This is a genomic window from Immundisolibacter cernigliae (assembly GCF_001697225.1).
Taxonomy (GTDB): Bacteria; Pseudomonadota; Gammaproteobacteria; order Immundisolibacterales; family Immundisolibacteraceae; genus Immundisolibacter; species Immundisolibacter cernigliae.
On sequence record NZ_CP014671.1, the window covers coordinates 3038804 to 3061571 of the forward strand.

Genomic DNA, 22768 nt, shown 5'->3' on the forward strand with positions numbered 1-22768 from the left:
GCCCTTCAGGGCGGCTTTGCCCGGTAAACGGAATCGCCGGGGTGGCCGGCATGCCATGCGAACCAGTATTCGGTCGCCGTCGGTACCGGCTTGCCGTCGGCGTCGCTGACCAGCGCGCGCTGGTCGGCATAGTTGAAGTCGATGTGATACGTGGCGCCGGCGAATTCGTCCGTGAACGCTGTGTCGTGGGCAGCCAGTTCCACGAACGGATAGGCCTTGTAGCGGCCCTCATGGCCCAGGACGAGCACCGGCTCCTTCGGGTGATAGCGGTCGTCGCGCGCCGCCAGCGGGAAGCGCAGCTCGCTGTTGGAGACGTAGTCGGCGTAGGGGTCGCGGCCGTAGGGGCGCTGATGGCCGGTGTCGGCGGTCAGCACTTCGGTTTTCGGGTGGCGCGTCAGCCAGTCGGCCCAGCTGGTTTCTGTCGCGTCGATGGCCGCCAGCCGCTGGCCCTTGCGCGGTCCGGCAATGGCAAGGCCCTCCAGGGGCAGCCAGAGTGACTGGCTGGCGCGGTCGAACAGCACGGTGCCGCTGTTGTAGACCAGCCCGGAAACGCCGAAGCGGTCGGCACCCGCGGCGGAGCGGGCATCGAAGCCCGCCACGGTGCCGCTGAGCGGGCTGTACACGAGCACAAACGGCTGCTCGCCGATGCGGTCGTTGAGCACTTCGTGCCAGACCAGCACGCTGCGCGGATAGGCGCGGGCGACGCCGCCCAGGACCACGCCGACCACACGTTCCTCGAAGCCCATGCCGACTTCGCCGGCCGGTTTGAATTTCGGATTGTTCAGGGCCGGGATGCCGTCGCGCGGCTGTCCGCCATTGGCCAGGCCGGCCCTGGGCACGGCAAGATCGGTCAGGTCGAAGCCGTTCCAGTCGTCAGCCGGGCTTTCGGCGCGCGCGACGAGGCTTGTCGCCAGCAACACGCCCGCCACGAGCCAGCGCCCGGCCGTCACCGGCATCAGCGTAGCGCCGCGTTGACGGCGGCCAGCTCCGCCGAGCCGGGGTTCAGAACCTCGAACGGCAGGCTGTTCAGCGCGGTCGTGTCGGTGCCCAGCATGGCGTGCATTTCGGTCGGCTCGGCGTCCAGGTACAGCAGGCCGGTCAGCACGCTGCCGTCGGCCTGGTGGCGCTGCAGGTAGTTCATGGCGCCGATGCGGTCGTAGGGGTCGTAGTCGTCTGCCAGTTTTTTCAGGTGCAGCATCGAGCCGTCGTGCAGGGTTACCGTGTGGCGATCGCCCGGTGCGTAGGCGGCGGTGATTTCCTGCGCCAGCGGCACGAAGTCCGCCGCCATCACCGGCCGGTCGTGGCGGCGGATGTGGGCGTAGCTCTTGGTCGAGGATTCGTGATTGTTGAAGGTGACGCAGGGCGAGATGACGTCGATGAAGGCAAAGCCCGGGTAGGCGATGGCGGCCTTCAGCAGCGGCACCAGCTGCTCCTTGTCGCCGGAGAAGCTGCGCGCCACGAAGCCGGCGCCCATCTGCAGGGCGAGCTGCACCAGGTCGATCGGCGTATACGGGTTGGCCTTGCCGGCCTTGCTCTTTGAGCCGACGTCGGCGGTGGCCGAGAACTGGCCCTTGGTCAGGCCGTAGGTGCCGTTGTTCTCGACCAGGTACAGCATGTTGACGCCGCGGCGCGTGGCGTGGATGAACTGGCCCAGGCCGATCGAGGCCGTGTCGCCGTCGCCCGACACGCCGATGTAGACCAGATCCCGGTTGGCCGCGGCGGCGCCCGAGGCGATCGACGGCATGCGGCCGTGCACGGAGTTGAAACCGTGCGCCGGGCCCAGGAAGTAGGTGGGCGTCTTGGACGAGCAGCCGATACCGGACAGCTTGCCGACCCGGTGCGGCGGCAGGTCGAGCTCGAAGCAGGCCTGGATCAGCGCCGCGCTGACCGAGTCGTGCCCGCAACCGGCGCACAGCGTGGACAGTGAGCCCTCGTAGTCGCGGCGGGTCAGGCCCAGCGTGTTCTTGGGCAGCTGCGGGTGGTGAATCTTGGGCTTGGGCAAATAGCTCATGCGGAGGCTCCCATGGCGAGCGCGCGCACCGGTTCCAGATGCGCGCTGATGCTGCGGACCAGAAAATCGGCCGTCACCGGCATGCCGTCGTAGCTGAGCACCGGCACCAGCCTGGCCGGGTCGAGGTTGCCCTCGATCAGCAGCATGGCGCGCAGTTGGCCGTCGCGGTTCTGGTCGACGACGAACACGGTGTCGTGGGCGGCGATGAAGTCATACACGCGCTTGCTGAACGGGAAGGCGCGCACCCGCAGCGCGTCCACGTCCAGGCCCTGCGCGGTCAGCGCATCCAGCGCCTCGGGCATCACCTCGGCGGTGGTGCCGATGTAGAGGATGCCGGCGCTGTTGCCGCCATCGCGCAGGGTGACCGCATCCGGCACCAGCGTGGCGGCGGTGTCGAACTTGCGCCGCAGCCGATCGACGTTGTCCTGGTACTTGGCGCCGTCCTCGGTGTAGGCGCCCAGGCGATCGTGCCCCGAGCCGCGGGTGAAGAAGGCGCCCTTGCTCGGGTGCGTGCCAGGCAGGGTGCGATACGGGATGGCGTCGCCGTCGACATCCAGGTAGCGATAGAACTGGAAGCCGTCCTCCAGCTGCTCGCGCGTGACCACCTTGCCGCGATCCGGCCGATAGCTGTCGTTCCAGGTGAGCGGTTCGGACAGCCAGTCGTTCATGCCAAGGTCCAGATCGCTCATCACCAGCACCGGCGTTTGCAGCCGCTCGGCCAGGTCGAAGGCCTGCGCGGCCATCTCGAAGCATTCCTTGGGCGAGGCCGGAAACAGCAGCACGTGCTTGGTGTCGCCGTGCGAGGCGTAGGCGGATGACAGCAGGTCCGACTGCTGGGTACGCGTGGGCATGCCGGTGGACGGTCCGCAGCGCTGGATGTCGAACAGCACCACCGGGATTTCCGCGTAGTAGGCCAGGCCCAGGAACTCGGTCATCAGCGAGATGCCGGGCCCGCTGGTGGCGGTGAACGAGCGCGCGCCGTTCCAGGCCGCGCCAACCACCATGCCGATGGCGGCCAGCTCGTCCTCGGCCTGCAGGATGGCGTAGCGCTTGCTGCCGTCCGGGTTGACGCGGTAGTCCTCGCAGTAGGCGCTGAAGGCATCCACCAGCGAGGTGGACGGCGTGATCGGGTACCAGGCGGCCACCGTCGCGCCGGCGTACACGCAGCCCAGGCCGGCCGCCGAGTTGCCGTCCATCAGGATGCGATCGCCGACCGCGTCGCGCCGCTGCGCATGCATCGGCAGCGGGCAGGCGAAGCGCTCCAGGGCCGCCGCGCGGCCGAGTTCGAAGGCCTGCATGTTGGGCGGAATCAGCTTTTCCTTGCCCTGGAACTGCTCGCGCAGCAGCTGTTCGACGACTGCCGGCTCGATGTTCAGCAGCGCCGACAGCACGCCGACGTAGGCGATGTTCTTGAACAGCAGGCGCTGGCGCGGGTTGGCGAACTGGCGCGTCACCATTTCCGTCAGCGGCACGTCCAGGAAGTTGATGTCCGGCCGGCGCAGCTCGGGCGCCAGCGGCTTCGAGGAGTCGTACAGCAGGTAGCCGCCCGGCTCCACGCTGCGCACGTCCTCGGCGAAGGTCTGGCCGTTCATGGCCACCATCAGATCCACCGTGCCGCGGCGGCCGGTGTAGCCGGCCTCGCTGACGCGGATCTCGAACCAGGTCGGCAGGCCCTGGATGTTGGACGGGAAGATGTTCTTCGGCCCGACCGGCAGGCCCATGCGAAACAGCGCCCGCGCCACCAGGCCGTTGGCGCTGGCCGAACCGGTGCCGTTGACGTTGGCGAAACGCAGGACGAATTCGTTGACCCTGGCTAGACGTGACATACGCCACCTGCTTGCGGAAGTTTGAGGAGGGATTTCTGCATGTCCCAGGCGCCGGTCGGGCAGCGCTCGGCACAGAAGCCGCAGTGCAGGCACACGTCTTCGTCCTTGACCATGACCCGCCCGGTGGGCACCGGGTCCGACACGTACAGCGGCTGGTCGAGGTTCGTTGCCGGCGCCATCAGGCGCGTGCGCAGCTCGGCCTCGTCACCGTTGGTGGTGAAGGTGATGCAGTCTTCCGGGCAGATGTCCACGCAGGCATCGCACTCGATGCACAGGTTCTCGGTGAACACCGTTTGCACGTCGCAGTTCAGACACCGGGCCGCTTCCTTGAGTGCCATTTCGGCGTCGAAGCCCAGTTCCACCTCGACCTTGATGTTCTTGAGCGTCTTGAACTTGTCGGCGTGCGGCACGGCGAGTCGCTGCGTGGCCGCAAAATCGTTGCCGTAGCTCCAGTCGTGCATGCCCATCTTCTGGCTGACCAGGGTCACGCCCTTGGCCGGGCGTTGGGCGTCCAGGCTCTTGCCCTGGCACAGCAGGTCGATGGAGATGGCTGCCGCATGGCCGTGGGCCACCGCCCAGATGATGTTCTTGGGGCCGAATGCGGCGTCGCCGCCGAAGAACACCTGCGGGTGGGTCGACTGAAAGGTGTCGGCGTCCAGCTTGGGCATGTCCCACTGGTCGAATTCGATGCCGATGTCGCGCTCGATCCACGGGAAGGCGTTTTCCTGACCGATGGCCATCAGCACGTCGTCGCAGGGAATCAGCACCAGCGGTTCGCCGGTCGGCACCAGCGTGCGCCGTCCCTTGTCGTCGCGCTCGGCGCGCATCTTCTCGAACCACACTCCGGCCAGGCGGCCGTTTTCGAGTTCGAAGGATTTGGGCGCGTGGTAGTCCAGGATCGGGATGCCCTCGTGCATGGCATCCTCCTTTTCCCACGGCGAGGCTTTCATTTCGTCAAAGCCGCTGCGCACGGTGACTGTCACCTGCTCGCCGCCCAGGCGCAGCGCAGTGCGGCAGCAGTCCATGGCCGTGTTGCCGCCGCCGATCACCACCACCCGTTTGCCAATCTTCTGGACGTGCTCGAAAGCCACCGAGGCCAGCCAGTCGATGCCGATGTGGATGTTGGCGCCGGCTTCCTGGCGGCCGGGGATGTCCAGATCCCGCCCACGCGGCGCGCCGGAGCCCACGAACACCGCATCGAAGCCTTGTTTGAGCAGCCAGCCCATGCTCTGGACCGGCTGGCCAAAGTGGCACTCGACGCCGAAATCCAGAATGCGGTCAACTTCCTCGTCCAGCACCGACTCGGGCAGGCGAAACGCCGGAATCTGCGTGCGCATGGCGCCGCCGCCGCGCTGGTCCTTCTCGTACAGCACCACCTCGTAGCCAAGCGGCAGCAGGTCGCGCGCCACCGCCAGCGAGGCCGGACCGGCGCCGACCAGCGCCACGCGCTTGCCGTTCTTTTTGGTCGGAATGGCCGGCAGGCGGTCGCTGATGTCGTCCTTCAGATCGGCCGCGACGCGCTTGAGGCGGCAGATGGCGACCGGTTTTTCCTCCACCCGGCCACGCCGGCAGGCCGGCTCGCACGGCCGATCGCAGGTGCGCCCGAGCACGCCCGGGAACACGTTCGAGAACCAGTTCAGCATGTAGGAGTCGGTGTAGCGCCCGGCGGCGATCAGCCGGATGTATTCGGGCACGTTGGTGTGGGCCGGGCAGGCCCATTGACAGTCGACTACCTTGTGAAAGTATTGCGGATCGGAGATGTCGGTTTTTTTCAAGGACGGAGACCGCTGGCACGGCAAGGTGGGGGGGACAGAAAATTCCCTTATTGAACCATAAGGGCCCCCAGGGAGGCGCTGAATGAATCCATCCTGGATTTCTCAGCGCCCGCCATCGGAAAAGCGTGGTTTTCCGATGGCTCACAAAATCAGTGGCTTGCAGCCGCCGATTTTGGAGCGCGTTCCTGTGCTGCAGGAGACGCTGAGCACGTCAGCGTCTGCCTACCAGCGCTGTGCGCCGGGTCTTTTGCCCGGAGCTGGCGCCTTCAGCCGCTGAACACCGCCGCGTCGGCGCAAAACGCCTGCATGCCCAGGTCGGTCAGCGGGTGGTCGGCCACGCCGGCCAGGATGGCAGCCGGCACGGTCAGGATGTCGGCGCCGGCCAGCAGCATTTCGGTCAGTTGCGCCGGGTTGCGGATGCTGGCCGCCAGCACTTCGCTGCGGATGTCGTAGTGCGCGAACACGGTGACGATTTCCTGCACCAGCCGCGAACCGGAATCCTGCCGCGGGCCACCGCAGGCCACGTATTCGGTGTTGTGAAAACGGGTTTCGCCGTCGCCCTGATACAGCGAATTGCCCGGCGGGCCGAGCTTGTCGTCATGTTTGGCCAGGTAATCGGCGACCCGGCCCAGGAACGGGCTCACGCAACTGGCGCCGGCGTTGGCCGCCCAGAACGCCTGCGTGGTGTTGAACACCAGCGTGGCGTTGGTGTGGATGCCCTGCTCCCACAGGGCGCGAATCACCTTCAGACCCGTGAACGGATCGGCGCCGGCATCGGCGGTCCGGTAGCCACCGATGGGCACCTTGATGACCGCATTGCTGCCCAGCGCCGCCAGTTCCTGCGCCTGCACCAGCATCGCGTCCTGCGTCAGTTCGGTCAGTTCCAGGCTCACCGGATTGGGCGCCAGCAGGGTCAGGATGTCGGTCAGCATGGTCTTGGCCTGCTGCCAGGAGGTGGCGCCCGCCTTTTTGAGCAGCGTCGGGTTGGTGGTCACGCCGTTGATGATGCCGGCCCGGTACAGCGGCTCGATGTCGCGGATGTCGGCGCTGTCGGCAAAGATGCGCGGTGCCCGGTCGGCCGGGTGGCGTGCATCGCGGATCGGCGGCATGACGCGGCGGCGCTGCTGGATGGCGGGGCTGAAGTCGGCGGGGTCGAACATGGCGGTTTCCTGTGGTCCGGGCTGGCCGATTCTAGCAACCCGCGCCAGCTTGCCTGGCGTCAAGCCGTCGCCGCACCGCCTTCCAGAAATGGTCCATTCACGCGTAAAGTAAACGGCCGATCGGCCAGTCCCGGCCCCTTTTTCCTGTCTCGGAGTGCCTCATGAACAAGCCCCTCGAATCCGGTCTCGGCGGCACGCATTTCATCCGTATCGATCCGCAGCGCTGCGAATTTCTGGTGCCGCGCTGGGCGTTCACGGACCAGGCGGTGCTCGACAAGGAGCGGGAGGAGATTTTCGGCCGCTGCTGGCTGTATGTCGGCCATGCGTCGGAAATCCCCAAAGCCGGCGATTTCGTGGCGCGCAAGGTCGGCGGCCGGCAGCTGTTCCTGTGGCGTGGCGAGGACGGCGTGCCCAGGGTCTACTTCAACACCTGCACCCACCGCGGCGCCATGGTGTGCCGCGAGAAACAGGGCAACGCCAAGCGCCTGACCTGCCCGTACCACGGCTGGACCTTCGACACCCGCGGCGGCATGGTCGAGCAGCCGGGCGCCAGCGGTTTTCCGGACGACTTTTTCGCCAACGGTGCCAAGGACCTGATATCGCCGGCCAAGGTCGAGGCCTATCGCGATTTCGTGTTCGTGAATTTCGACCCCAACGCCGTTGACCTGACGACCTATCTTGCCGGCGCCGCCGAGTACCTCGATCTGGTCGCCGACCAGGGCGAGCTGGGCATGGAAGTGACTCCCGGCGAGCAGGTGTATTCCATGCGTGCCAACTGGAAGCTGCTGTACGAGAACAGCGCCGACGGCTACCACGCCATCACCGCCCACGCGTCCTATTTCGACTACCTGCGCGCCACGGTCGGCGTGTTCCGCGAGGACTTCGATCCGCACGACGTCGGCGGCGGCGGCAAGAGCCTGGGCAACGGCCACGCGGTCATCGAGTACCAGGCGCCGTGGGGCCGGCCGGTGGCGCAGTGGGTGCCGCAGTGGGGCGAGTCGGGCCGGGCGGAGATCGCCCGCGTCAAGGCGGAGCTAAGTGCGCGCCTGGGCGAGCAGCGGGCGGACCGCATCGCCAACTGGAACCGCAACATCCTGATTTTTCCGAACCTGATCATCAACGACATCATGGGCCTGACCATCCGCAGCTTCCAGCCGGTCACGCCCGGTTACCTGGAAGTGTCGGCGGTGTCGCTTGCGCCGCGTGGCGAGCACCCGGAAATGCGCGCCTGGCGCCAGTACAACTTCAACGAGTTCCTGGGCCCGGCCGGCTTTGCCACGCCGGACGACGTGGAAATGCTCGAACTGTGCCAGCAGGCCTACCAGAACATGCCGGAAGTCGGCTGGAACGACATCTCCAAGGGCATGAACCGGCCGGATGCCAACCAGGGCGACGACGAGGTGCAGATGCGCTCGTTCTGGATTCGCTGGGACGAACTGATGGGCGCCGCCCGCTGAGGCGCGTTCTGGTCAAACACAAGGAAACACGACGATGGCACTGCTGACCCGGGCCGAGGTGGAGGATTTTCTGTACCACGAGGCGGCCCTGCTGGACGAATGGAAGACGATGGAGTGGGCCGAGCTGTTCACCGAGGATGGCGAGTACCTGGTGCCGCCAACCGACCTGCCGGATGCCGACAAGAACGCTGCCCTGTTCATCATCAACGACGACCACCACCGCCTGGTGCAGCGCGCCAAGCGCCTGACGCGGCGCACCGCGCACGTGGAGTTTCCGCATTCCAAGGTGCGCCACACCATCCACAACGTGCGCATCCTGGAACAGGACGAAGCCGGCCTGACGGTGGCCAGCAACCAGATCGTCTACCGCGCCAAGCGGCAGAACCTGGATACCTTCGTCTGTCACACCATTCACCAGCTGGCGCGTACCGCCGACGGCCTGCGCATCCGCAGCAAGCGGGTAATGCTGGACATCGACGGCCTGCGACCACACGGCATGATCAGCGCGATTCTTTGATAACGACTTGAGACAAGAGGAGTAACTCCATGTTCCGTTACAAGAAACTTGGTTACGTCGCCCTTAACGTGACCGACCTGTCGCGGTCAGTGCCCTTCTACCGCGATCTGGTCGGCCTGCAACTGAACGAGCAGGTCGAAGGCGGTCCGGCCTTCTTCGCCTGCAGCGCCGATCATCACAACGTGGTGCTGCACCAGGGCGGCGAGCCGGGCCTGAAGCGAGTCGGCTGGGAAATGGAGCAGCCCGACGAGCTTGACCGCCTGTTCGAGCACCTGCAAAAGGTCGGCCTGAATCCGGTCGCCCTGTCACCGGAGGAATGCCGCGCCCTGCGCCAGCAGCGCACCATTCGCATCAAGGAGCCGTTCAGCGGCCTGACCTTCGAGTTCTACGAAGGCCAGCTCGAACGCGGCAGCACCTATACGCCCACCGTCACCAAGATCGCCCGCCTGGGGCACGTGGTGCTCAACGTCGACCGCTGGCCGGAAGCGGTCAAATTCTTCAAGGAAACGCTCAATTTCCGCATCTCGGACAACGTGGACGGCTTCATCGCCTTCATGCGCTGTTTTCCGAACCCGTATCACCACTCCCTGGGCATCGGCAATGCCGCCGCCACGCGCAAGGAGCCGGGGCTGAACCACGTCAACTTCATGGTCACCGACATGGACGACATCGGCTGCGCCCTGACGCGCGTCAAGCGCCACGACGTGCCGATCGTGTTCGGCCCGGGCCGGCACCCGCCGTCGGGCAGCATTTTTCTGTATTTCCTGGACCCGGACGGCATGACGCTGGAGTACAGCTACGGCATGGAGGAGTTTCCGGAAGAGCGCCCGCGCAAGGCGCGCGTGCTGGAGGCGCGGCCCGAATCGCTCGACTACTGGGGCAACGTGCCCGACCCGCGCTTTGCCTCCACCGGGCGCTTCGAGCCGGCAAGCGAGGGCTGAGCATGGGCCTGCAAACCGGCCTGCATGGGGGCCGCGCGGCCATCGTCAGCGGCGCGGCAAAGGGTATAGGCCGCGCCATCGCCCGCGAGCTGGCGCGTGAAGGCGCCGACCTGCTGCTGGCCGATATGGACGGCGACACGCTGAAGGCCACCGCCGCGGCGATCAGTGGCGAGTTCGGTGTGCGCACCGCCTGCCATGTGGCCGATCTGGCGACTGAACAGGCCAACCACGGCATGGTCGAGGCCGCGCTGGCGGCATTCGGCCGTATCGACATCCTGGTCAACAACGCCGGTGGTGGCGTGATCAAGCCGTTTCTGGAACACACGCCGGAGACCCTGCACACCACCATCGACCGCAACCTGTGGACGGTGCTGTGGGCCTGTCGCGTGGTGCTGCCGGTCATGCTCCGGCAAGGCTACGGGCGGGTGGTCAGCATTGGCGCCGATTCGGTGCGAAATGGCCTGTGGGACCACGCCGCCTACAACGCCGCCAAGGGCGGCGTGCACGGCCTGACCACCGGCCTGGCACGGGAATTTGCGGCCCAGGACATCACCTTCAACACCGTCGCGCCGTGCGCGGTGCGCACCGAGCAGGTGGACGAACTGATCCGGGCCTACCCGCAGATGTTCGACAAGTTCGTCAGCGTGATTCCCAAGGGCCGGCCCGGCGAGATGAGCGAAGTGGCCTCGGTGGTGAGCTTTCTGGCCTCGACCGCCGCATCGTTTGTTACTGGGCAGGTGATTAGCGTTAATGGCGGTAGTACGATGTTGTAAAGGAGAGTTGTTTTTCCATGGCAACACCTTACTCCGGGTGAGGTGTTGCACTTCAAACTTGAAACCGCCAGACTATAGGCTGCATTTGGAAATTTGGCAGCCCAATTCAGAGGGTTATCAGTGTGACGCCCATATTGGACCGTAATAACCAACTTGCCGCATTTCGGATGATATATCGCACACTCGGCGGCACTGAGCATCAGGATGGTTTCCCAGATCGTGGCGACCTAAGGAAACGCTGATCAATCCCCCGAAACCAGCGCTATGGACATGACGGCGCTGACGCGTGACCGCCCCTGGGGAAAAACGGCCCGTTTTCGGGTGTGGATCGGGCCAATGTGCGTGTTCTGGCCGGATATTCCGGTTTTGGGCTCCCTCAGGACGCACGGAGGGTGTGCCGCGCCCGAAGGCGCCAGCCGGCAATCACCACGTTGGCCAGGCCGAACAGCGTGAACAGCTGCGCCTGGTTCTTGGCCAGCCCCCGGTAACGCGCCTTGCGGTGCTTGAACAGGTTCTTGATGATGTGAAACGGATGCTCGACCTTGGCCCGCAGGCTCGCCTTGACCTGTTCGATCCGTTCCTGCAGGCGGCCCAGCGCGTCATCGGGCAGGGCCCGGCGCACGCCCGGGCGCAGCGCCACGTGCCAGGTGACCGGCGTGTCCCGATTCTCCGGGCGCTTGGCTACGCCCTGGTAGCCGGCATCGCCCAGCGCGTCCGTTTCCTGCCCGTGCAGCAGGGCGTGCGCCTGGGTCACGTCGTTGACGTTGGCCGGCGTGGTCAGCACCGTGTGCACCAGCCCCGAGTCCAGGTCGACCCCGATGTGCGCCTTCATGCCAAAGTGCCACTGGTTCCCCTTCTTGGCCTGATGCATGTCCGGATCGCGCGCCCGGTCGCGGTTCTTGGTCGACGGCGGGGCGGCGATCAGCGTCGCATCCACGAGGGTGCCCTCACGCAGCAGCAGGCCCTGGCGGGCCAGGTGATCGCGAATCGTCTCGAAGATCACCCGGCTCAGACCCTGATCTTCCAGCAGGCGGCGGAACTTCAGCAGCGTGGTCGCATCCGGCGCCGCCTCGCGGGCCAGGTCGATGCCGATGAAGCAGCGGATGGCGTGGCTGTCGTACACGGCGTCCTCGATGCCCTCGTCCGACAGCCCAAAGCACTGCTGCGCCACGTACATGCGCAGCATGCGCGACAGCCCCAGCGGCGGGCGGCCCGGGCCCTTGCCGGCCGGGTAGAACGGCGCCAGCGCCGCCTCCAGCTGCGCCCACGGCGTCACCGCCTGCAGCTGCGCCAGGAAGCGCTCGCGGCGCGTCTGCTTCTTCTTGCCGGCGTACTCGAGGTCGGAAAAGTTCGTTTGCATGACGTCTGCTCACCACCGCTGCGGACCAGGTCACATTGTCTCAGGACCAAGGTCTCATGCCTCCAACGGGAGGGAATAAATCAGCGTTTCCCTAAGGGCGCCCAGTGGAGTCTTGTGGAGGTGGAGTACTGCTCCAAAGCCCGGTGGGATTGGAACGATGCTACTCAAGTTGGATTTTTCTTTGGGCACTGCCGCACTGGGATTTTCCGTTCCGCTTGGGAGATTAGATATCAATGATCTTGGCCTCCTCGCGGTAGACGCACTTGGTAACGAATTTTTATGTCGTCAGAAGCTTACAAACCGAGAACGGACAATAAATTCACACAATGAGGCCTTTGCTGTAGAGTGGAGTGGTCCAATCTATTCGAGGTTTCAAGTTCGGGGGGGCATCTAGTATCCGGACTTATTACGCGATTATTCCCATCACGAATAGCTTTGAGACAATTGAGTGTGCGCTGGTTCAGTTATTGGAAGGCAAGGCCGCGCTTGATTAACGATAAATTTAACTTAGAGCTAAGAATATGAAGCGTATATTTTTCGTTTGGCTTCCGCCGGTCGCCGGCCCAGAGCGCCGTGCTGTCTGTTCGATAGTGTCCTGTCTACCGAATCTAGGTTCCGCATATTCAATTCTGTACAAAGTTTTCAGACATCCGTATATACCACAGACAAATTTATTGCTCGGCTGGTTTAATTTGAGATTGTTTCTGGTCATGCTATTGGGCGTCATGCCCGCATCTACTTGGGCGGCCGCGGAAATGGAAGCCTTGAGGGTGACGCCACTTTTTGCGAGCGAAGCGGATACCATCGCGGCATTGAAGCCTCTCTCCGCCATGGGGAAAGACCGGTTTGAAAGTACTGCCGACTTTGTAAAAAAACTCTGTCCAGCTACTGAAAAGGCCATGAATGTCAAGGTGGGTGAATCCATCAACCTCGTGGCATTTTGGGGAGCGGTCGGTTTATATGATGCCGACAAGCGTGTTTTTGAGTTTGACTTACTAAGCGCGGTGCTTGGATTATTCGATCGATCACTCGATAAATTTCTCGGGATAAAGATCGCGATGGTAGAGAGAAAAATGGGCTCCTTTCAAGCTGAGAATACGTTTGGCGTCTCAAAAGACGTTTCTGTAATAGAGCGTGAGGAGGTGATTCTATTGCTTCCTACGAATCTCGCTCACCCAATATCTTGGAAAAAAAATATACAGCTATCTGCTAGGCCAGAAGAGGCGCGCAAATTGCACAATGACATGCAATTTGTAGTCACCACGAAGTTACAACGCCCGTGCTTTGTCACGGGTCGTTTTCATCGATCCCCCGATTTCTTATATCCGGTAAAAGAGAATACAACTCTACTCGGAGTGTTCGTATCGCGCGATTCCTCTTGGAAGATCATCAAGAAATCGACGGGCGAAGTACTCAAGATGGGTGGGTTCTAACGGGTTGGCGAGCGGAAGGCGGACGAAGCGCAGTGTGCCCGCGCGGGCTCTTTATCGGGCGAGTTCGAGCATCCCCCGCCATTGGCCGCAGACGCCCAGCCTGGTAGAGATAGTCTTGACGTAAACGACTATGGATTTCCGGATCCTCGAAGCCCGTGTGGCATCAATTGCGAACGATGCGTCTCACTTGTCGGCGTACCGAGCGTAGGGTGCAATAAGGCGAAGCCGCATTGCACCGAATAGGCCTTCATACGGCGCGCTGCATCCGCATCGGGTCGGCAACGCGCGGATCGCAAAGCCGGCGGCAAATCCGCGGCCGGCATGGCGCCAAGCCAATTCGCAAATACGGCGCGATGGTTCGACCGGCGCCCGGTTGCCCCGGCGCCGGTCGCTTGGGTCAGGCCGCCGAAGGCTACGGGCGGGTGGTCAGCATCGGTGCCGATTCGGTGCGAAATGGCCTGTGGGACCACGCCGCCTACAACGCCGCCAAGGGCGGCGTGCACGGCCTGACCACCGGTCTGGCACGCGAATTCGCGGCGCAGGACATCACCTTCAACACCGTTGCCCCATGCGCCGTGCGCACCGAGCAGGTGGACGAACTGATCCGGGCCTGCCCGCAGATGTTCGACAAGTTCGTCAGCGTCATCCCCAAGGGACGGCCGGGCGAGATGAGCGAAGTGGCCTCGGTGGTGAGCTTTCTGGCCTCACCGGCCGCATCGTTCGTGACCGGGCAGGTGATCAGCGTCAACGGCGGCAGCACCATGCTGTGATCGGCGGCTGCCGCGCCGAAATGACGAGCAGGTTTCAGGGAGCCAGATAGACCGTCACCGGCACGCCCGACTGGCACAGCACCGCGCTTATCGGCAGCTGCAGCGGGTCGCACTGCGCCAGGGCGCGGGCATAAACCGCCCGCTTGGACGCACCGGCCAGCGGCAGGTGGATGTGCCGACAGCCGAGCAGGGCCTTGAGCGTCAGGCTCAGCCGCGGATGCGGCGCGGCCGGCGGATCGATGGCCGCCAGCAGGGCCGTGCCGGCGGGATCCAGCGCTGCGGCCAGGCCCGGCGCGCCAGGAAACAGCGACGCGGTGTGACCGTCCTCACCCATGCCAAGGACCACGCTGTCGAACGGCTGCGGCAATTGCGCCAGGGCCGCGGTGCGTTCGGCAATGGCCGCCGCCGGCGTCGCGGCGCCATTCCACAGCGGCACGAAATGGGCCGCTGCCGCAGCCCCTTGCAGCAGATGCTGGCGCAGCAGCGCGGCATTGCTGTCCGGGTGGTCGTCGGGCACCCAGCGCTCGTCGGCAAGCGTGATCCATACCTGCGACCAGTCGAGTTCGGCATCGCACAGACACTGAAAAAAGCCGATCGGGCTGCGCCCGCCGGACACCACCAGGCTGGCGCGTTCCCGCGCCGCGAGTGCGGTCGCCAGCGATGCGCTGACTGCATCGGCCAGGGCGGCCGCGGCCTCTGAGGGCGAGGAAAACTGGCGTTCCTGGACAGCCATCAGGCCTCTTCGCGCCAGGCCAGGCCATCGCGCAGGATCAGTGCACTGGCGGCGGCCGGGCCCCAGGTGCCGGCGGTATAGGGTTTGGGCGGTTCGTCGAGCGCGTGCCAGCCTTCCAGGATCGGATCGACCCAGCGCCAGGCGGCGGCCAGTTCGTCGCGGCGCATGAACAGCGTCAGGTTGCCCTGGATGACTTCCATCAGCAGGCGCTCGTAGGCCTCCCACTGGCGGTGCTTGAAGGTCTCGGCAAAGTCCAGGTCCAGCGCCACCGGTTTTACGCGCATGCCCTCGCCGGGCACCTTGACCAGCAGGAACAGCTTCACGCCCTCGTCAGGCTGCAGGCGGATCACCAGCCGGTTGGCCTCGCCGGACGATGCCGACTGCGGCAGGATGGCATGCGGCACCGGGTGGAAGTTGACCACGATCTCGGCCATGCGCTCGGGCAGCCGCTTGCCGGTGCGCAGGAAGAACGGCACGCCGGACCAGCGCCAGTTGTCGACCTCGGCCTTGATGGCGACGTAGGTTTCGGTGCGACTGTCGGGCGGAATGCCCGGCTCGTCCAGGTAACCGGGCACCGGCTTGCCGCTCACCGCGCCGGCCCGGTACTGACCGCGCACGGTCTTTTCCTTGATGTTGGCGGCGTTGATCGGCCGCAGGGCGCGCAGCACCTTGAGCTTTTCGTCGCGCACGGCGTCGGCGTTGATGCTGGTCGGCGGCTCCATGGCCACGATGCACAGCAGTTGCAGCATGTGGCTTTGCACCATGTCGCGCATGGCGCCGGACGGGTCGTAATACTCGCCGCGGCCCTCGGCGCCGACCTGCTCGGCGATGGTGATCTGCACGTCGCGCACCGAGCCGCGATTCCACAGCGGCTCGAAGATGGAATTGCCAAAGCGCAGCGCCAGCAGGTTCTGCACCGGCTCCTTGCCCAGGTAGTGGTCGATACGGAATATCTGCTGTTCCGGAAAGATGCTGCCGACCGCCTCGTTGATGGCCTCGGCGCTGGCGCAGTCGTGGCCGAGCGGTTTTTCGAGTACCACCCGGGTCAGCGGCGTGACCAGGTTGTGCCGGGCCAGACCTTCGCAGATCGGGCCGAACAGCCGGGCGGCGGTCGAAAGATAAAACACCCGCACCCGATCGGCACGGTTCTGGAACCACGCCGGCAGGGCGGAAAAGCCGTCCGGGTTGGTGCCGTCCACCGGCAGGTAGTCGATGCGGGCGCAGAACTCGCCCCAGGTGGCGTCGTCGAAATCGGTGGCGGGGATGAACTGGCGGCAGTTGTCGCCGAGCAGCCCCAGATACTCGTCACGGCTCAGGCCGCGCCGGGCCAGGCCCAGAATGCGCCAGCCGACCGGGCGCTTGTTGTCACGAAAGGCGTAATACAGCGCCGGCAGCAGCTTGCGCAGGGCAAGGTCGCCGGTGGCGCCGAAGAAAATCAGGTCAAAGTCTTTCAGGGAACTCATCATTGCGCTCCGTGGCCCTCGGGCTGGTTCACAGGTCTGGCATCGGGATTGCTGCTTTCATGCCAGAACCCTTGCCGGGCCGGCTCGCTCGGGCGCTGCAGCGCCTCACGCACCACAGGAGATTGCGCATGGCCATCCACCCGGTAATTGCGGCGGTCACCGAACGCATCCGCCGCCGCAGCCAGCCGACCCGGCAAGCCTACCTTGCCCGCATGACGCATGCGCGGCGTGCCGGCCCGGTGCGCAAGAGCTTGCCCTGCGCCAACCTGGCGCATGCCTGCGCGGCAGCCGGCACGTCCGAAAAGGCCGCGCTGACCGGCGGCGAGGCGGTCAACATCGCTATCGTGTCCGCCTACAACGACATGCTGTCGGCCCACCAGCCGCTCGAAACCTACCCGGCCATCCTCAAGCAGGCAGCGGCGGAAATGGGCGCCGTGGCGCAGTTCGCTGGCGGCGTGCCGGCCATGTGCGACGGCGTCACGCAGGGCGAGGCCGGCATGGACCTGTCGCTGTTCTCGCGCGACACGATTGCCCTGGCCACCGCCGTGGCGCTGTCGCACAACGTGTTCGATGGCGCGCTGTGCCTGGGCGTGTGCGACAAGATCGTGCCGGGGCTGCTGATCGGCGCCCTGGCATTCGGCCACCTGCCGGTGATCTTCGTGCCGGGCGGGCCGATGCCGTCCGGCCTGCCCAACGCCGAGAAGGCCAAAATCCGTCAGCTGTACGCCGAGGGCAAGATCGGCCGCGAAGGGCTGCTGGAGGCCGAATCGCGCGCCTACCACGCGCCCGGCACCTGCACCTTCTACGGCACCGCCAACACCAACCAGATGCTGATGGAGCTGATGGGCCTGCACCTGCCGGGCACCGCCTTCGTGAATCCCGGCACGCCGCTGCGCGATGCGCTGACGGCGCAGGCCGGCCGGCGTGCGGCGCAGCTTGCCCGCGGCGAACACCTGGCGCCGCTGTACGAGGTGGTGGACGAGCGCTCGATCGTCAACGGCATGGTCGGCCTGCTGGCCACGGGTGGTTCTACCAATCACGCCCTGCATGTGCCGGCCATCGCCGCGGCGGCCGGCATCGTCGTCGACTGGGACGACCTGGCCGAGCTGTCGGGCGTGGTGCCGCTGCTGGCGCGCGTCTATCCGAACGGTAGCGCCGACGTGAATCAGTTCCACGCCGCCGGTGGCATGGGTTTCGTGGTGCGGGAGCTGCTTGGCGGCGAGCTGCTGCACCGCGAGGTCCGCACCGTGGCCGGTTCGGACCTTGCCGATTATGCGCAGGCGCCCTACCTGGATGCTGAGGGTCAACTGGCTTGGCGCGATGCGCCCGCGACCAGCGGCGACATGACCATCCTGCGTCCGCTGGCCGATCCGTTCAGCGCCGACGGCGGGCTGCGGGTGCTCACCGGCAAGCTGGGCCGGGCCGTCATCAAGACCTCGGCCCTGAAACCGGCGCAGCACACGGTGCAGGCCCCGGCGCGGGTGTTCGATACCCAGGAGGCCCTGCAGGCGGCCTTCAAGCGCGGCGAGCTGGAACATGACTTCGTGGCCGTGGTGCGCTTTCAGGGTCCGCGCGCCAACGGCATGCCCGAGCTGCACAAGCTCACGCCCACGCTGGGCGTGCTGCAGGATCGCGGCTTCAAGGTGGCGCTGGTCACCGACGGGCGCATGTCGGGGGCCTCGGGCAAGGTGCCGGCGGCGATTCACGTGAGCCCGGAATGCCTGGCCGGCGGGCCGCTGGCGCGGGTGCGCGACGGCGATCTGCTGCGCGTGGATGCCGAGCGCGGCGAGCTGACGGTGCTGGTGGCGGACGCCGAATGGGCGGCGCGCGTGCCGGCGGTTCCCGATCTCGATGGCGAGCACTGGGGTTGCGGGCGCGAGCTGTTCGGGTTCGCCCGCGCGCTGGCCGTGAACGCCGAGCAGGGCGGGGGATTCATAGCCGCCTGTCCGCCGCCGTCGGTCGGCGCGCCGGTCATGGCCGTGGAGGTGGGGGCATGAGCGTGATTGACATCCTGCGCCTCGGGCCGGTCATGCCGGTGCTGGTGATCGACGATCTTTCCCACGCCGTGCCGCTGGCGCGGGCACTGGTGGCCGGCGGCATCCGCGTGCTGGAAGTGACCCTGCGCACGCCGGTGGCGCTGGATGCCGTGCGCGCCATGTGCGCGGCGGTGCCGGATGCCGTAGTCGGCGTCGGCACGCTCACCTCGCCGCAGGATCTGGCCGATTCCAAGGCCGCCGGGGCGGTGTTTGGCGTCAGCCCGGGCCTGACCGCCAGCCTGCTGGAGGCGGCCCGACAAACCGGCCTGCCGCTGCTGCCCGGCACCATGACGCCGTCGGACGTGATGACCGCCCGCGCCGCCGGGCTCACCGCCTGCAAGCTGTTCCCGGCCGCCGTGGCCGGCGGCGTGGCCATGCTCAAGGCCCTGTACGGACCGTTTGCGGACATGAGCTTCTGTCCGACCGGCGGCATCGACGCCGCCAGCGCGCCGCAGTACCTGGCGCTGCCGAACGTCGCCTGCGTGGGCGGCTCCTGGCTGGCGCCCAAGGCCTTGGTGCAGGCGGGAGACTGGCCGGCCATCACGGCGCTGGCCAAGGCCGCGTCGAGACTTCGCTAGGGAGACGCTGAAGCCGCAGCGCAGGCCTGCCTGCGCGTCAGCGGGGGAGCCATCGGAAAACTGTGGGAGCCCGGCTGTGCCGGGCGATGATCGGACAACGAAGCTGCGCCCCTACCCGGTCTTTCCAGGTGGCGGGCGCCGGAAAATCCGGGATGGATTCAGTCGGCGCGTCACGAGGGCTGACGGCCCCGACAGTGCTGCATGGCGCGCTCGGCGCAGGCATCATCGTGGGCCGGAATCCTCACGCGGAGCCTGCCCGTGCCACGACTGCCCACGCTCTACATCCCGCACGGCGGTGGGCCGTGCTTTTTCATGGACTGGAACCCGCCGGACACCTGGGAGCGCATGGCCGCCTGGTTGCGCGGCATTGACGCCGGGCTCGGCCAGCGGCCGCGGGCGGTGTTGTTGATTTCGGGTCACTGGGAAGAGCCTGTGGTCAGTGTCAACATCCAGGCCCGGCCGCCGCTGCTGTTCGACTACTACGGTTTTCCGCCGCATACCTATCAATTGAACTACCCGGCGCCGGGTGATCCGGCACTGGCGGCCCGGGTGCGCGAGTTGCTGCAAGCGGGCGGGGTGCCGACCCGCGCCGAGACCGAGCGCGGCCTGGATCACGGCGTGTTCGTGCCGTTCTTGCTCATTTACCCACAGGCCGACGTCCCGATCGTGCAGCTGTCCCTGCACGCGAACCTGGACGCCGCCGCGCATCTGGCGCTGGGTGCCTTGCTCGAACCGCTGCGCGACGAGGGCGTGCTGATCGTCGGCAGCGGCATGAGCTATCACAACATGCGCGGCCTGATGGGCGGCGCGGACCCGGCGCGCGATTCGCTGGCCTTCGACAGCTGGCTGGGCGATGCCTGCACGGCTGAGCCGGCCGCGCGCAGCCGCCTGCTGGCCGACTGGGAACGGGCGCCGGCCGCACGCAGCAGCCATCCGCGCGAGGAACACCTGCTGCCGTTGATGGTGGCCGCCGGGGCCGGCGGCGACGATCCGGGCCGGCGGGTGTTTCAGGACCGGGTGTTGGGCGCCACCGTGTCGGCCTTCGCCTTCGGCGCCTGAAGGCCGGGCCCGCCGGGCGGTGGAACGAGCGCCAGCCAGCCCGGGGCGGCATTTTGCCGGTTCCGCTAATATCCTTGCCGGGCGGGCCGGCAGAAAACGACCGGCACGCGGCGCCGCCTGTCCATGGCGGCTTGCCACGGCCGGTGTCTCGGCCGTCGCCCCGCCCGACCATCGCCCACTGTCAGCTTTCGCAACGAGGAGAACGATCATGGCCGACCTGACCGACGCGTCCACCAGCAAATCCGCCACCGTCACCGAGGGCAACCTCAGCGGTTTCAAGATTCATTACAACGATGCCGGCCAGGGCGACGTGGTCATCATGCTGCACGGCGGCGGACCAGGCGCCACCGGCTGGAGCAACTTCAACCGCAACATCGGCTCGTTCGTGGACGCCGGGTACCGGGTGATCCTGCCGGACTGCCCGGGCTTCGGTAAGTCCGACGAGATCGTGTCGGACGTGCAGCGCGGCCTGCTGAACGCGCAGGCGGTCAAGGGACTGATTGACGGCCTGGGAATCGGCAAGGTGCACCTGATCGGCAACTCCATGGGCGGCGCCACGGCGCTGAACTTCGCGCTCGAATACCCGGACCGCCTGGACAAGCTGATCCTCATGGGCCCGGGCGGCCTGGGGCCGAGCCTGGTGCAGCCGAACCCGCAGGAAGGCATCAAGCGGATGATGCGCCTGTATGCCCAGCCGACCTGGGAGAACTTCAACGCCATGCTCGAGGTGTTCGTGTTCGACCAGAACGCGTTGACCGAAGACCTGCGCAAGGGCCGCTGGGCCAACATCGAGGGCAACCTGCGGCATCTGGAGAACTTCGTCACCAGCTTTCAGCGCGCGTCCTTGGCCGCCTGGGATGTCAGCCATCGGGTGCCGACGATCAAGCACCGCACTCTGGTCACCTGGGGGCGCGATGACCGCTTCGTGCCGCTCGACCACGGCCTGAAGCTGATCAACCTGCTGCAGGACGCGCAGCTGCACGTGTTCTCGCGCTGCGGGCACTGGGTGCAGTTCGAGCACGCCGCGGCCTTCAACCGCCTGGTGCTGGACTTCCTGGCGAACTGATGGCGCCATGATCTGAAAATGCCGGGTGGTCAGGAGCACCCGGCCCCGGCCAGGGGCTGCGACAGACGGCCCCGGCAGTGTCTCCTGGAGGAGATTTGCCCATGAACAGTCCCGCCAACCTCAACCCGCGGCCGTTTGCGCCACGTTATCCGCAGCTGGGCACCGGGCCGGTGCCGGTCAGCACGGCGGTCGATCCGGCGTTCTTCGAGCTGGAGCGCGAGCGCATCTTTCGCGGCATGTGGGTCAACCTGATCCTGCGCGAGGAGGATCTGCCCAAGCCCGGCGACTATTTCGTGCGCTACCTGGAAGCCCAGGGCGCCTCCATCCTGGTGGTGCGCGGCGACGACGGCAAACTGCGGGCCTTCCACAACGTCTGCACGCACCGCGGCAACCAGGTGGCGGAGGAGGGCGCCGGACACTGTAAGGGATTCCAGTGCAACTTTCACGGCTGGACCTTCGACACCCGCGGCCGGCTGGCCTTCGTCACCGACGAACAGCGCTTCCACAACCTGGACAAATCCGCGCTCGGCCTGCCGGCGGTGCATCTGGACACCTGGCGTGGCTTCATCTTCGTGAACCTGGCCAAGCGTCCGGCGCAGACGCTGGAGCTGGCCATGGCCGAGTTCAACCAGGACCTGAAACCGTTTCCGTTCGAGCAGATGGTGCTGGCCGGTCGCTATCGCTACGCCGTCAATGCCAACTGGAAGGTGACCATGAACGCCTTTCAGGAGTCCTATCACGGCGCCTTCGTGCACAAGCTGTCGGTGGGCCAGTGCATCAGCCCGGAAGACCCGTACCTGGCCGTGCAGCGCATCAAGCTGCAGGAAAACGGCAACCAGTCCGTGTCCGTCCACCTGGCGCCGCACGAGCTCAGCCCAGCCGAGAAGCTGGCCTTCGGTTTCGGCGCCACCTTCACGCAGGGTGGCGGTGCGGCGCAGGCTTTCCCCGGTACCGCGCAGGCGCAGGTGCGCGACTGGGGCTTCGACCTGAACATCATCTTTCCCTACTCGCGCATCAACGTCGGCGCCGGCTGGTATTACGTGGACGCCTTCTGGCCGGTGGCGCACGACAAGACGGTGTACGAGCTGGCCTATTACTTCCCGATGCCGCAGCGGGCCTCGGAAATGATCAGTCAGGAATACAGCAAGATCGTGCTGCGGGACCTGTCGCGCGAGGACCTGGCCACCAACGAGGCCACGCACCGCTCGCTGCGCTCGGGCGCCATCCGGCAGATGAACCTGTCCGACCAGGAAATCGCCGTGCGCCACCTGTACCACACGGTCGCCGCCCGCTGCGGCAAGGAGCTGGCGAAATGAGCGTCGCGACCGCGTTGCCAAAGCCGTTCACGCACCTGGAATCCTGGCTGCCCTTTGCGCTGCCCAGCGAAGACGCACGCATGCGCCGCCGTCTGTCGGGCTCAATGGACGAGTTGCTTGGCCTTTACAAGGCGCTGGTAGGCGAAATGCCGGCCATCGCCGCGCATCTGGATCAATGGCCCCTGGCCGAATTGCCGGCCGAGCAAAAGCCGCTGCTGTACCTGGCGCTGTCGTTCATGGAATCGGCCATGGCCGTGGAGGCCTTCCACCAGCCCGGACCACCGCACGCCACCACGCCCGAAAGCATGGTGGTGTTTCCGGGGCGGGCCGAGGCGCTGTTGAGTCAGGAAAACACCTGACATATCCAGCGTTTCCCACAGCACCTGCCGCAATAAGCCATCGAAAAACTGTAGGAGCCCGGCTATGCCGGGCGATCCTCGCGCTGTAGGAGCCCGGCTGTGCCGGGCGATATCGCGCAGCGAAGCTGCGCTCCT

The 22768-nt window shown here is 66.0% G+C and carries 19 protein-coding genes and 1 pseudogene; 12 read left to right on the forward strand and 8 right to left on the reverse strand.

Annotated elements, in window-relative coordinates:
- Positions 1-5: 5 nt before the first annotated feature.
- The 5 genes from PG2T_RS14300 to PG2T_RS14320 form a co-directional block, all read right to left on the reverse strand.
- Positions 6-956, reverse strand: coding sequence for a DUF3179 domain-containing (seleno)protein (locus tag PG2T_RS14300; protein ID WP_083214967.1), 951 nt, complete (start codon positions 954-956; stop codon positions 6-8).
- Positions 956-2011 (reverse strand): 2-oxoacid:ferredoxin oxidoreductase subunit beta, encoded by a 1056-nt coding sequence (locus PG2T_RS14305; protein ID WP_068806982.1) that lies wholly within the window; start codon positions 2009-2011, stop codon positions 956-958. Before PG2T_RS14305 ends, PG2T_RS14300 begins: the two co-directional genes overlap by 1 nt.
- Positions 2008-3837, reverse strand: a complete 1830-nt coding sequence (locus PG2T_RS14310; RefSeq protein ID WP_068806985.1) for a 2-oxoacid:acceptor oxidoreductase subunit alpha — start codon at positions 3835-3837, stop codon at positions 2008-2010. The genes PG2T_RS14305 and PG2T_RS14310 overlap by 4 nt, the downstream gene beginning before the upstream one ends.
- On the reverse strand, positions 3825-5612 hold the full coding sequence (locus PG2T_RS14315; protein ID WP_068806989.1) for an FAD-dependent oxidoreductase: 1788 nt from the start codon (positions 5610-5612) through the stop codon (positions 3825-3827). The genes PG2T_RS14310 and PG2T_RS14315 overlap by 13 nt, the downstream gene beginning before the upstream one ends.
- Positions 5613-5878: 266 nt before the next feature.
- Positions 5879-6772: a transaldolase family protein gene (locus PG2T_RS14320; protein WP_068806992.1), complete on the reverse strand. Its 894-nt coding sequence runs from the start codon at positions 6770-6772 to the stop codon at positions 5879-5881.
- Between the two features lie 161 nt (positions 6773-6933).
- On the opposite strand from PG2T_RS14320, the gene PG2T_RS14325 reads away from it, so the two are divergent.
- The 4 genes from PG2T_RS14325 to PG2T_RS14340 are packed head-to-tail and all read left to right on the forward strand — an operon-like array spanning position 6934 to position 10460.
- Complete coding sequence (locus tag PG2T_RS14325) at positions 6934-8229, forward strand: aromatic ring-hydroxylating oxygenase subunit alpha (protein ID WP_068806995.1); 1296 nt, start codon at positions 6934-6936, stop codon at positions 8227-8229.
- 34 nt (positions 8230-8263) lie between these two features.
- Positions 8264-8746: an aromatic-ring-hydroxylating dioxygenase subunit beta gene (locus PG2T_RS14330; RefSeq protein ID WP_068806998.1), complete on the forward strand. Its 483-nt coding sequence runs from the start codon at positions 8264-8266 to the stop codon at positions 8744-8746.
- Between the two features lie 29 nt (positions 8747-8775).
- On the forward strand, positions 8776-9687 hold the full coding sequence (locus PG2T_RS14335; protein WP_068807001.1) for a VOC family protein: 912 nt from the start codon (positions 8776-8778) through the stop codon (positions 9685-9687).
- Positions 9688-9689: 2 nt separating this feature from the next.
- Positions 9690-10460: an SDR family NAD(P)-dependent oxidoreductase gene (locus tag PG2T_RS14340; RefSeq protein WP_068807004.1), complete on the forward strand. Its 771-nt coding sequence runs from the start codon at positions 9690-9692 to the stop codon at positions 10458-10460.
- Between the two features lie 376 nt (positions 10461-10836).
- On the opposite strand, the gene PG2T_RS14345 is transcribed toward PG2T_RS14340, so the two are convergent.
- A complete protein-coding gene (locus PG2T_RS14345; RefSeq protein WP_068807007.1) occupies positions 10837-11820 on the reverse strand; it encodes an IS5 family transposase in 984 nt (327 codons plus the stop codon).
- Between the two features lie 698 nt (positions 11821-12518).
- On the opposite strand from PG2T_RS14345, the gene PG2T_RS16150 reads away from it, so the two are divergent.
- Entirely contained in the window at positions 12519-13253 is a 735-nt protein-coding gene (locus PG2T_RS16150; RefSeq protein ID WP_145931108.1) for a hypothetical protein, read from the forward strand.
- Between the two features lie 404 nt (positions 13254-13657).
- Positions 13658-14023, forward strand: a pseudogene (locus tag PG2T_RS14350) (SDR family NAD(P)-dependent oxidoreductase); the annotation flags it as partial.
- 34 nt (positions 14024-14057) lie between these two features.
- On the opposite strand, the gene pgl reads toward PG2T_RS14350, so the two are convergent.
- The gene (gene pgl, locus PG2T_RS14355; protein ID WP_068807010.1) at positions 14058-14756 is read right to left on the reverse strand and encodes a 6-phosphogluconolactonase; all 699 of its coding nucleotides are present in this window, start codon (positions 14754-14756) and stop codon (positions 14058-14060) included.
- A complete protein-coding gene (zwf, locus tag PG2T_RS14360; RefSeq protein WP_068807013.1) occupies positions 14756-16219 on the reverse strand; it encodes a glucose-6-phosphate dehydrogenase in 1464 nt (487 codons plus the stop codon). Before zwf ends, pgl begins: the two co-directional genes overlap by 1 nt.
- Before the next feature lie 128 nt (positions 16220-16347).
- Here zwf and edd point away from each other — a divergent pair, with 128 nt between their 5' ends.
- The 6 genes from edd (at position 16348) to PG2T_RS14390 (ending at position 22633) form a co-directional block, all read left to right on the forward strand.
- Entirely contained in the window at positions 16348-18216 is a 1869-nt protein-coding gene (gene edd / locus PG2T_RS14365) for a phosphogluconate dehydratase (RefSeq protein ID WP_068807016.1), read from the forward strand.
- Positions 18213-18833 carry a bifunctional 4-hydroxy-2-oxoglutarate aldolase/2-dehydro-3-deoxy-phosphogluconate aldolase gene (locus PG2T_RS14370; RefSeq protein WP_068807019.1) on the forward strand — a complete coding sequence of 207 codons (621 nt, stop codon included), beginning with the start codon at positions 18213-18215 and terminating at the stop codon, positions 18831-18833. The genes edd and PG2T_RS14370 overlap by 4 nt, the downstream gene beginning before the upstream one ends.
- A 312-nt stretch (positions 18834-19145) precedes the next feature.
- Positions 19146-19892 carry a DODA-type extradiol aromatic ring-opening family dioxygenase gene (locus PG2T_RS14375; protein WP_472382576.1) on the forward strand — a complete coding sequence of 249 codons (747 nt, stop codon included), beginning with the start codon at positions 19146-19148 and terminating at the stop codon, positions 19890-19892.
- Positions 19893-20100: 208 nt separating this feature from the next.
- Positions 20101-20958 (forward strand): 2-hydroxy-6-oxo-6-phenylhexa-2,4-dienoate hydrolase, encoded by an 858-nt coding sequence (bphD, locus tag PG2T_RS14380; RefSeq protein ID WP_068807022.1) that lies wholly within the window; start codon positions 20101-20103, stop codon positions 20956-20958.
- Between the two features lie 101 nt (positions 20959-21059).
- A complete protein-coding gene (locus PG2T_RS14385) occupies positions 21060-22274 on the forward strand; it encodes an aromatic ring-hydroxylating oxygenase subunit alpha (RefSeq protein WP_068807025.1) in 1215 nt (404 codons plus the stop codon).
- The gene (locus tag PG2T_RS14390) at positions 22271-22633 is read left to right on the forward strand and encodes a hypothetical protein (protein WP_068807028.1); all 363 of its coding nucleotides are present in this window, start codon (positions 22271-22273) and stop codon (positions 22631-22633) included. Before PG2T_RS14385 ends, PG2T_RS14390 begins: the two co-directional genes overlap by 4 nt.
- The last annotated feature ends 135 nt before the right edge of the window (positions 22634-22768 follow it).

Excerpts from the sequence above, each read along its gene's own strand:
- PG2T_RS14300 (WP_083214967.1), bottom strand. The coding sequence starts at position 956 with ATGCCGGTGACGGCCGGGCGCTGGCTCGTGGCGGGCGTGTTGCTGGCG.
- PG2T_RS14305 (WP_068806982.1), bottom strand. The coding sequence starts at position 2,011 with ATGAGCTATTTGCCCAAGCCCAAGATTCACCACCCGCAGCTGCCCAAG.
- PG2T_RS14310 (WP_068806985.1), bottom strand. The coding sequence starts at position 3,837 with ATGTCACGTCTAGCCAGGGTCAACGAATTCGTCCTGCGTTTCGCCAAC.
- PG2T_RS14320 (WP_068806992.1), bottom strand. The coding sequence starts at position 6,772 with ATGTTCGACCCCGCCGACTTCAGCCCCGCCATCCAGCAGCGCCGCCGC.
- PG2T_RS14325 (WP_068806995.1), top strand. The coding sequence starts at position 6,934 with ATGAACAAGCCCCTCGAATCCGGTCTCGGCGGCACGCATTTCATCCGT.
- PG2T_RS14330 (WP_068806998.1), top strand. The coding sequence starts at position 8,264 with ATGGCACTGCTGACCCGGGCCGAGGTGGAGGATTTTCTGTACCACGAG.
- PG2T_RS14335 (WP_068807001.1), top strand. The coding sequence starts at position 8,776 with ATGTTCCGTTACAAGAAACTTGGTTACGTCGCCCTTAACGTGACCGAC.
- PG2T_RS14340 (WP_068807004.1), top strand. The coding sequence starts at position 9,690 with ATGGGCCTGCAAACCGGCCTGCATGGGGGCCGCGCGGCCATCGTCAGC.
- PG2T_RS14345 (WP_068807007.1), bottom strand. The coding sequence starts at position 11,820 with ATGCAAACGAACTTTTCCGACCTCGAGTACGCCGGCAAGAAGAAGCAG.
- pgl (WP_068807010.1), bottom strand. The coding sequence starts at position 14,756 with ATGGCTGTCCAGGAACGCCAGTTTTCCTCGCCCTCAGAGGCCGCGGCC.
- zwf (WP_068807013.1), bottom strand. The coding sequence starts at position 16,219 with ATGAGTTCCCTGAAAGACTTTGACCTGATTTTCTTCGGCGCCACCGGC.
- edd (WP_068807016.1), top strand. The coding sequence starts at position 16,348 with ATGGCCATCCACCCGGTAATTGCGGCGGTCACCGAACGCATCCGCCGC.
- PG2T_RS14370 (WP_068807019.1), top strand. The coding sequence starts at position 18,213 with ATGAGCGTGATTGACATCCTGCGCCTCGGGCCGGTCATGCCGGTGCTG.
- PG2T_RS14375 (WP_472382576.1), top strand. The coding sequence starts at position 19,146 with ATGGACTGGAACCCGCCGGACACCTGGGAGCGCATGGCCGCCTGGTTG.
- bphD (WP_068807022.1), top strand. The coding sequence starts at position 20,101 with ATGGCCGACCTGACCGACGCGTCCACCAGCAAATCCGCCACCGTCACC.
- PG2T_RS14385 (WP_068807025.1), top strand. The coding sequence starts at position 21,060 with ATGAACAGTCCCGCCAACCTCAACCCGCGGCCGTTTGCGCCACGTTAT.
- PG2T_RS14390 (WP_068807028.1), top strand. The coding sequence starts at position 22,271 with ATGAGCGTCGCGACCGCGTTGCCAAAGCCGTTCACGCACCTGGAATCC.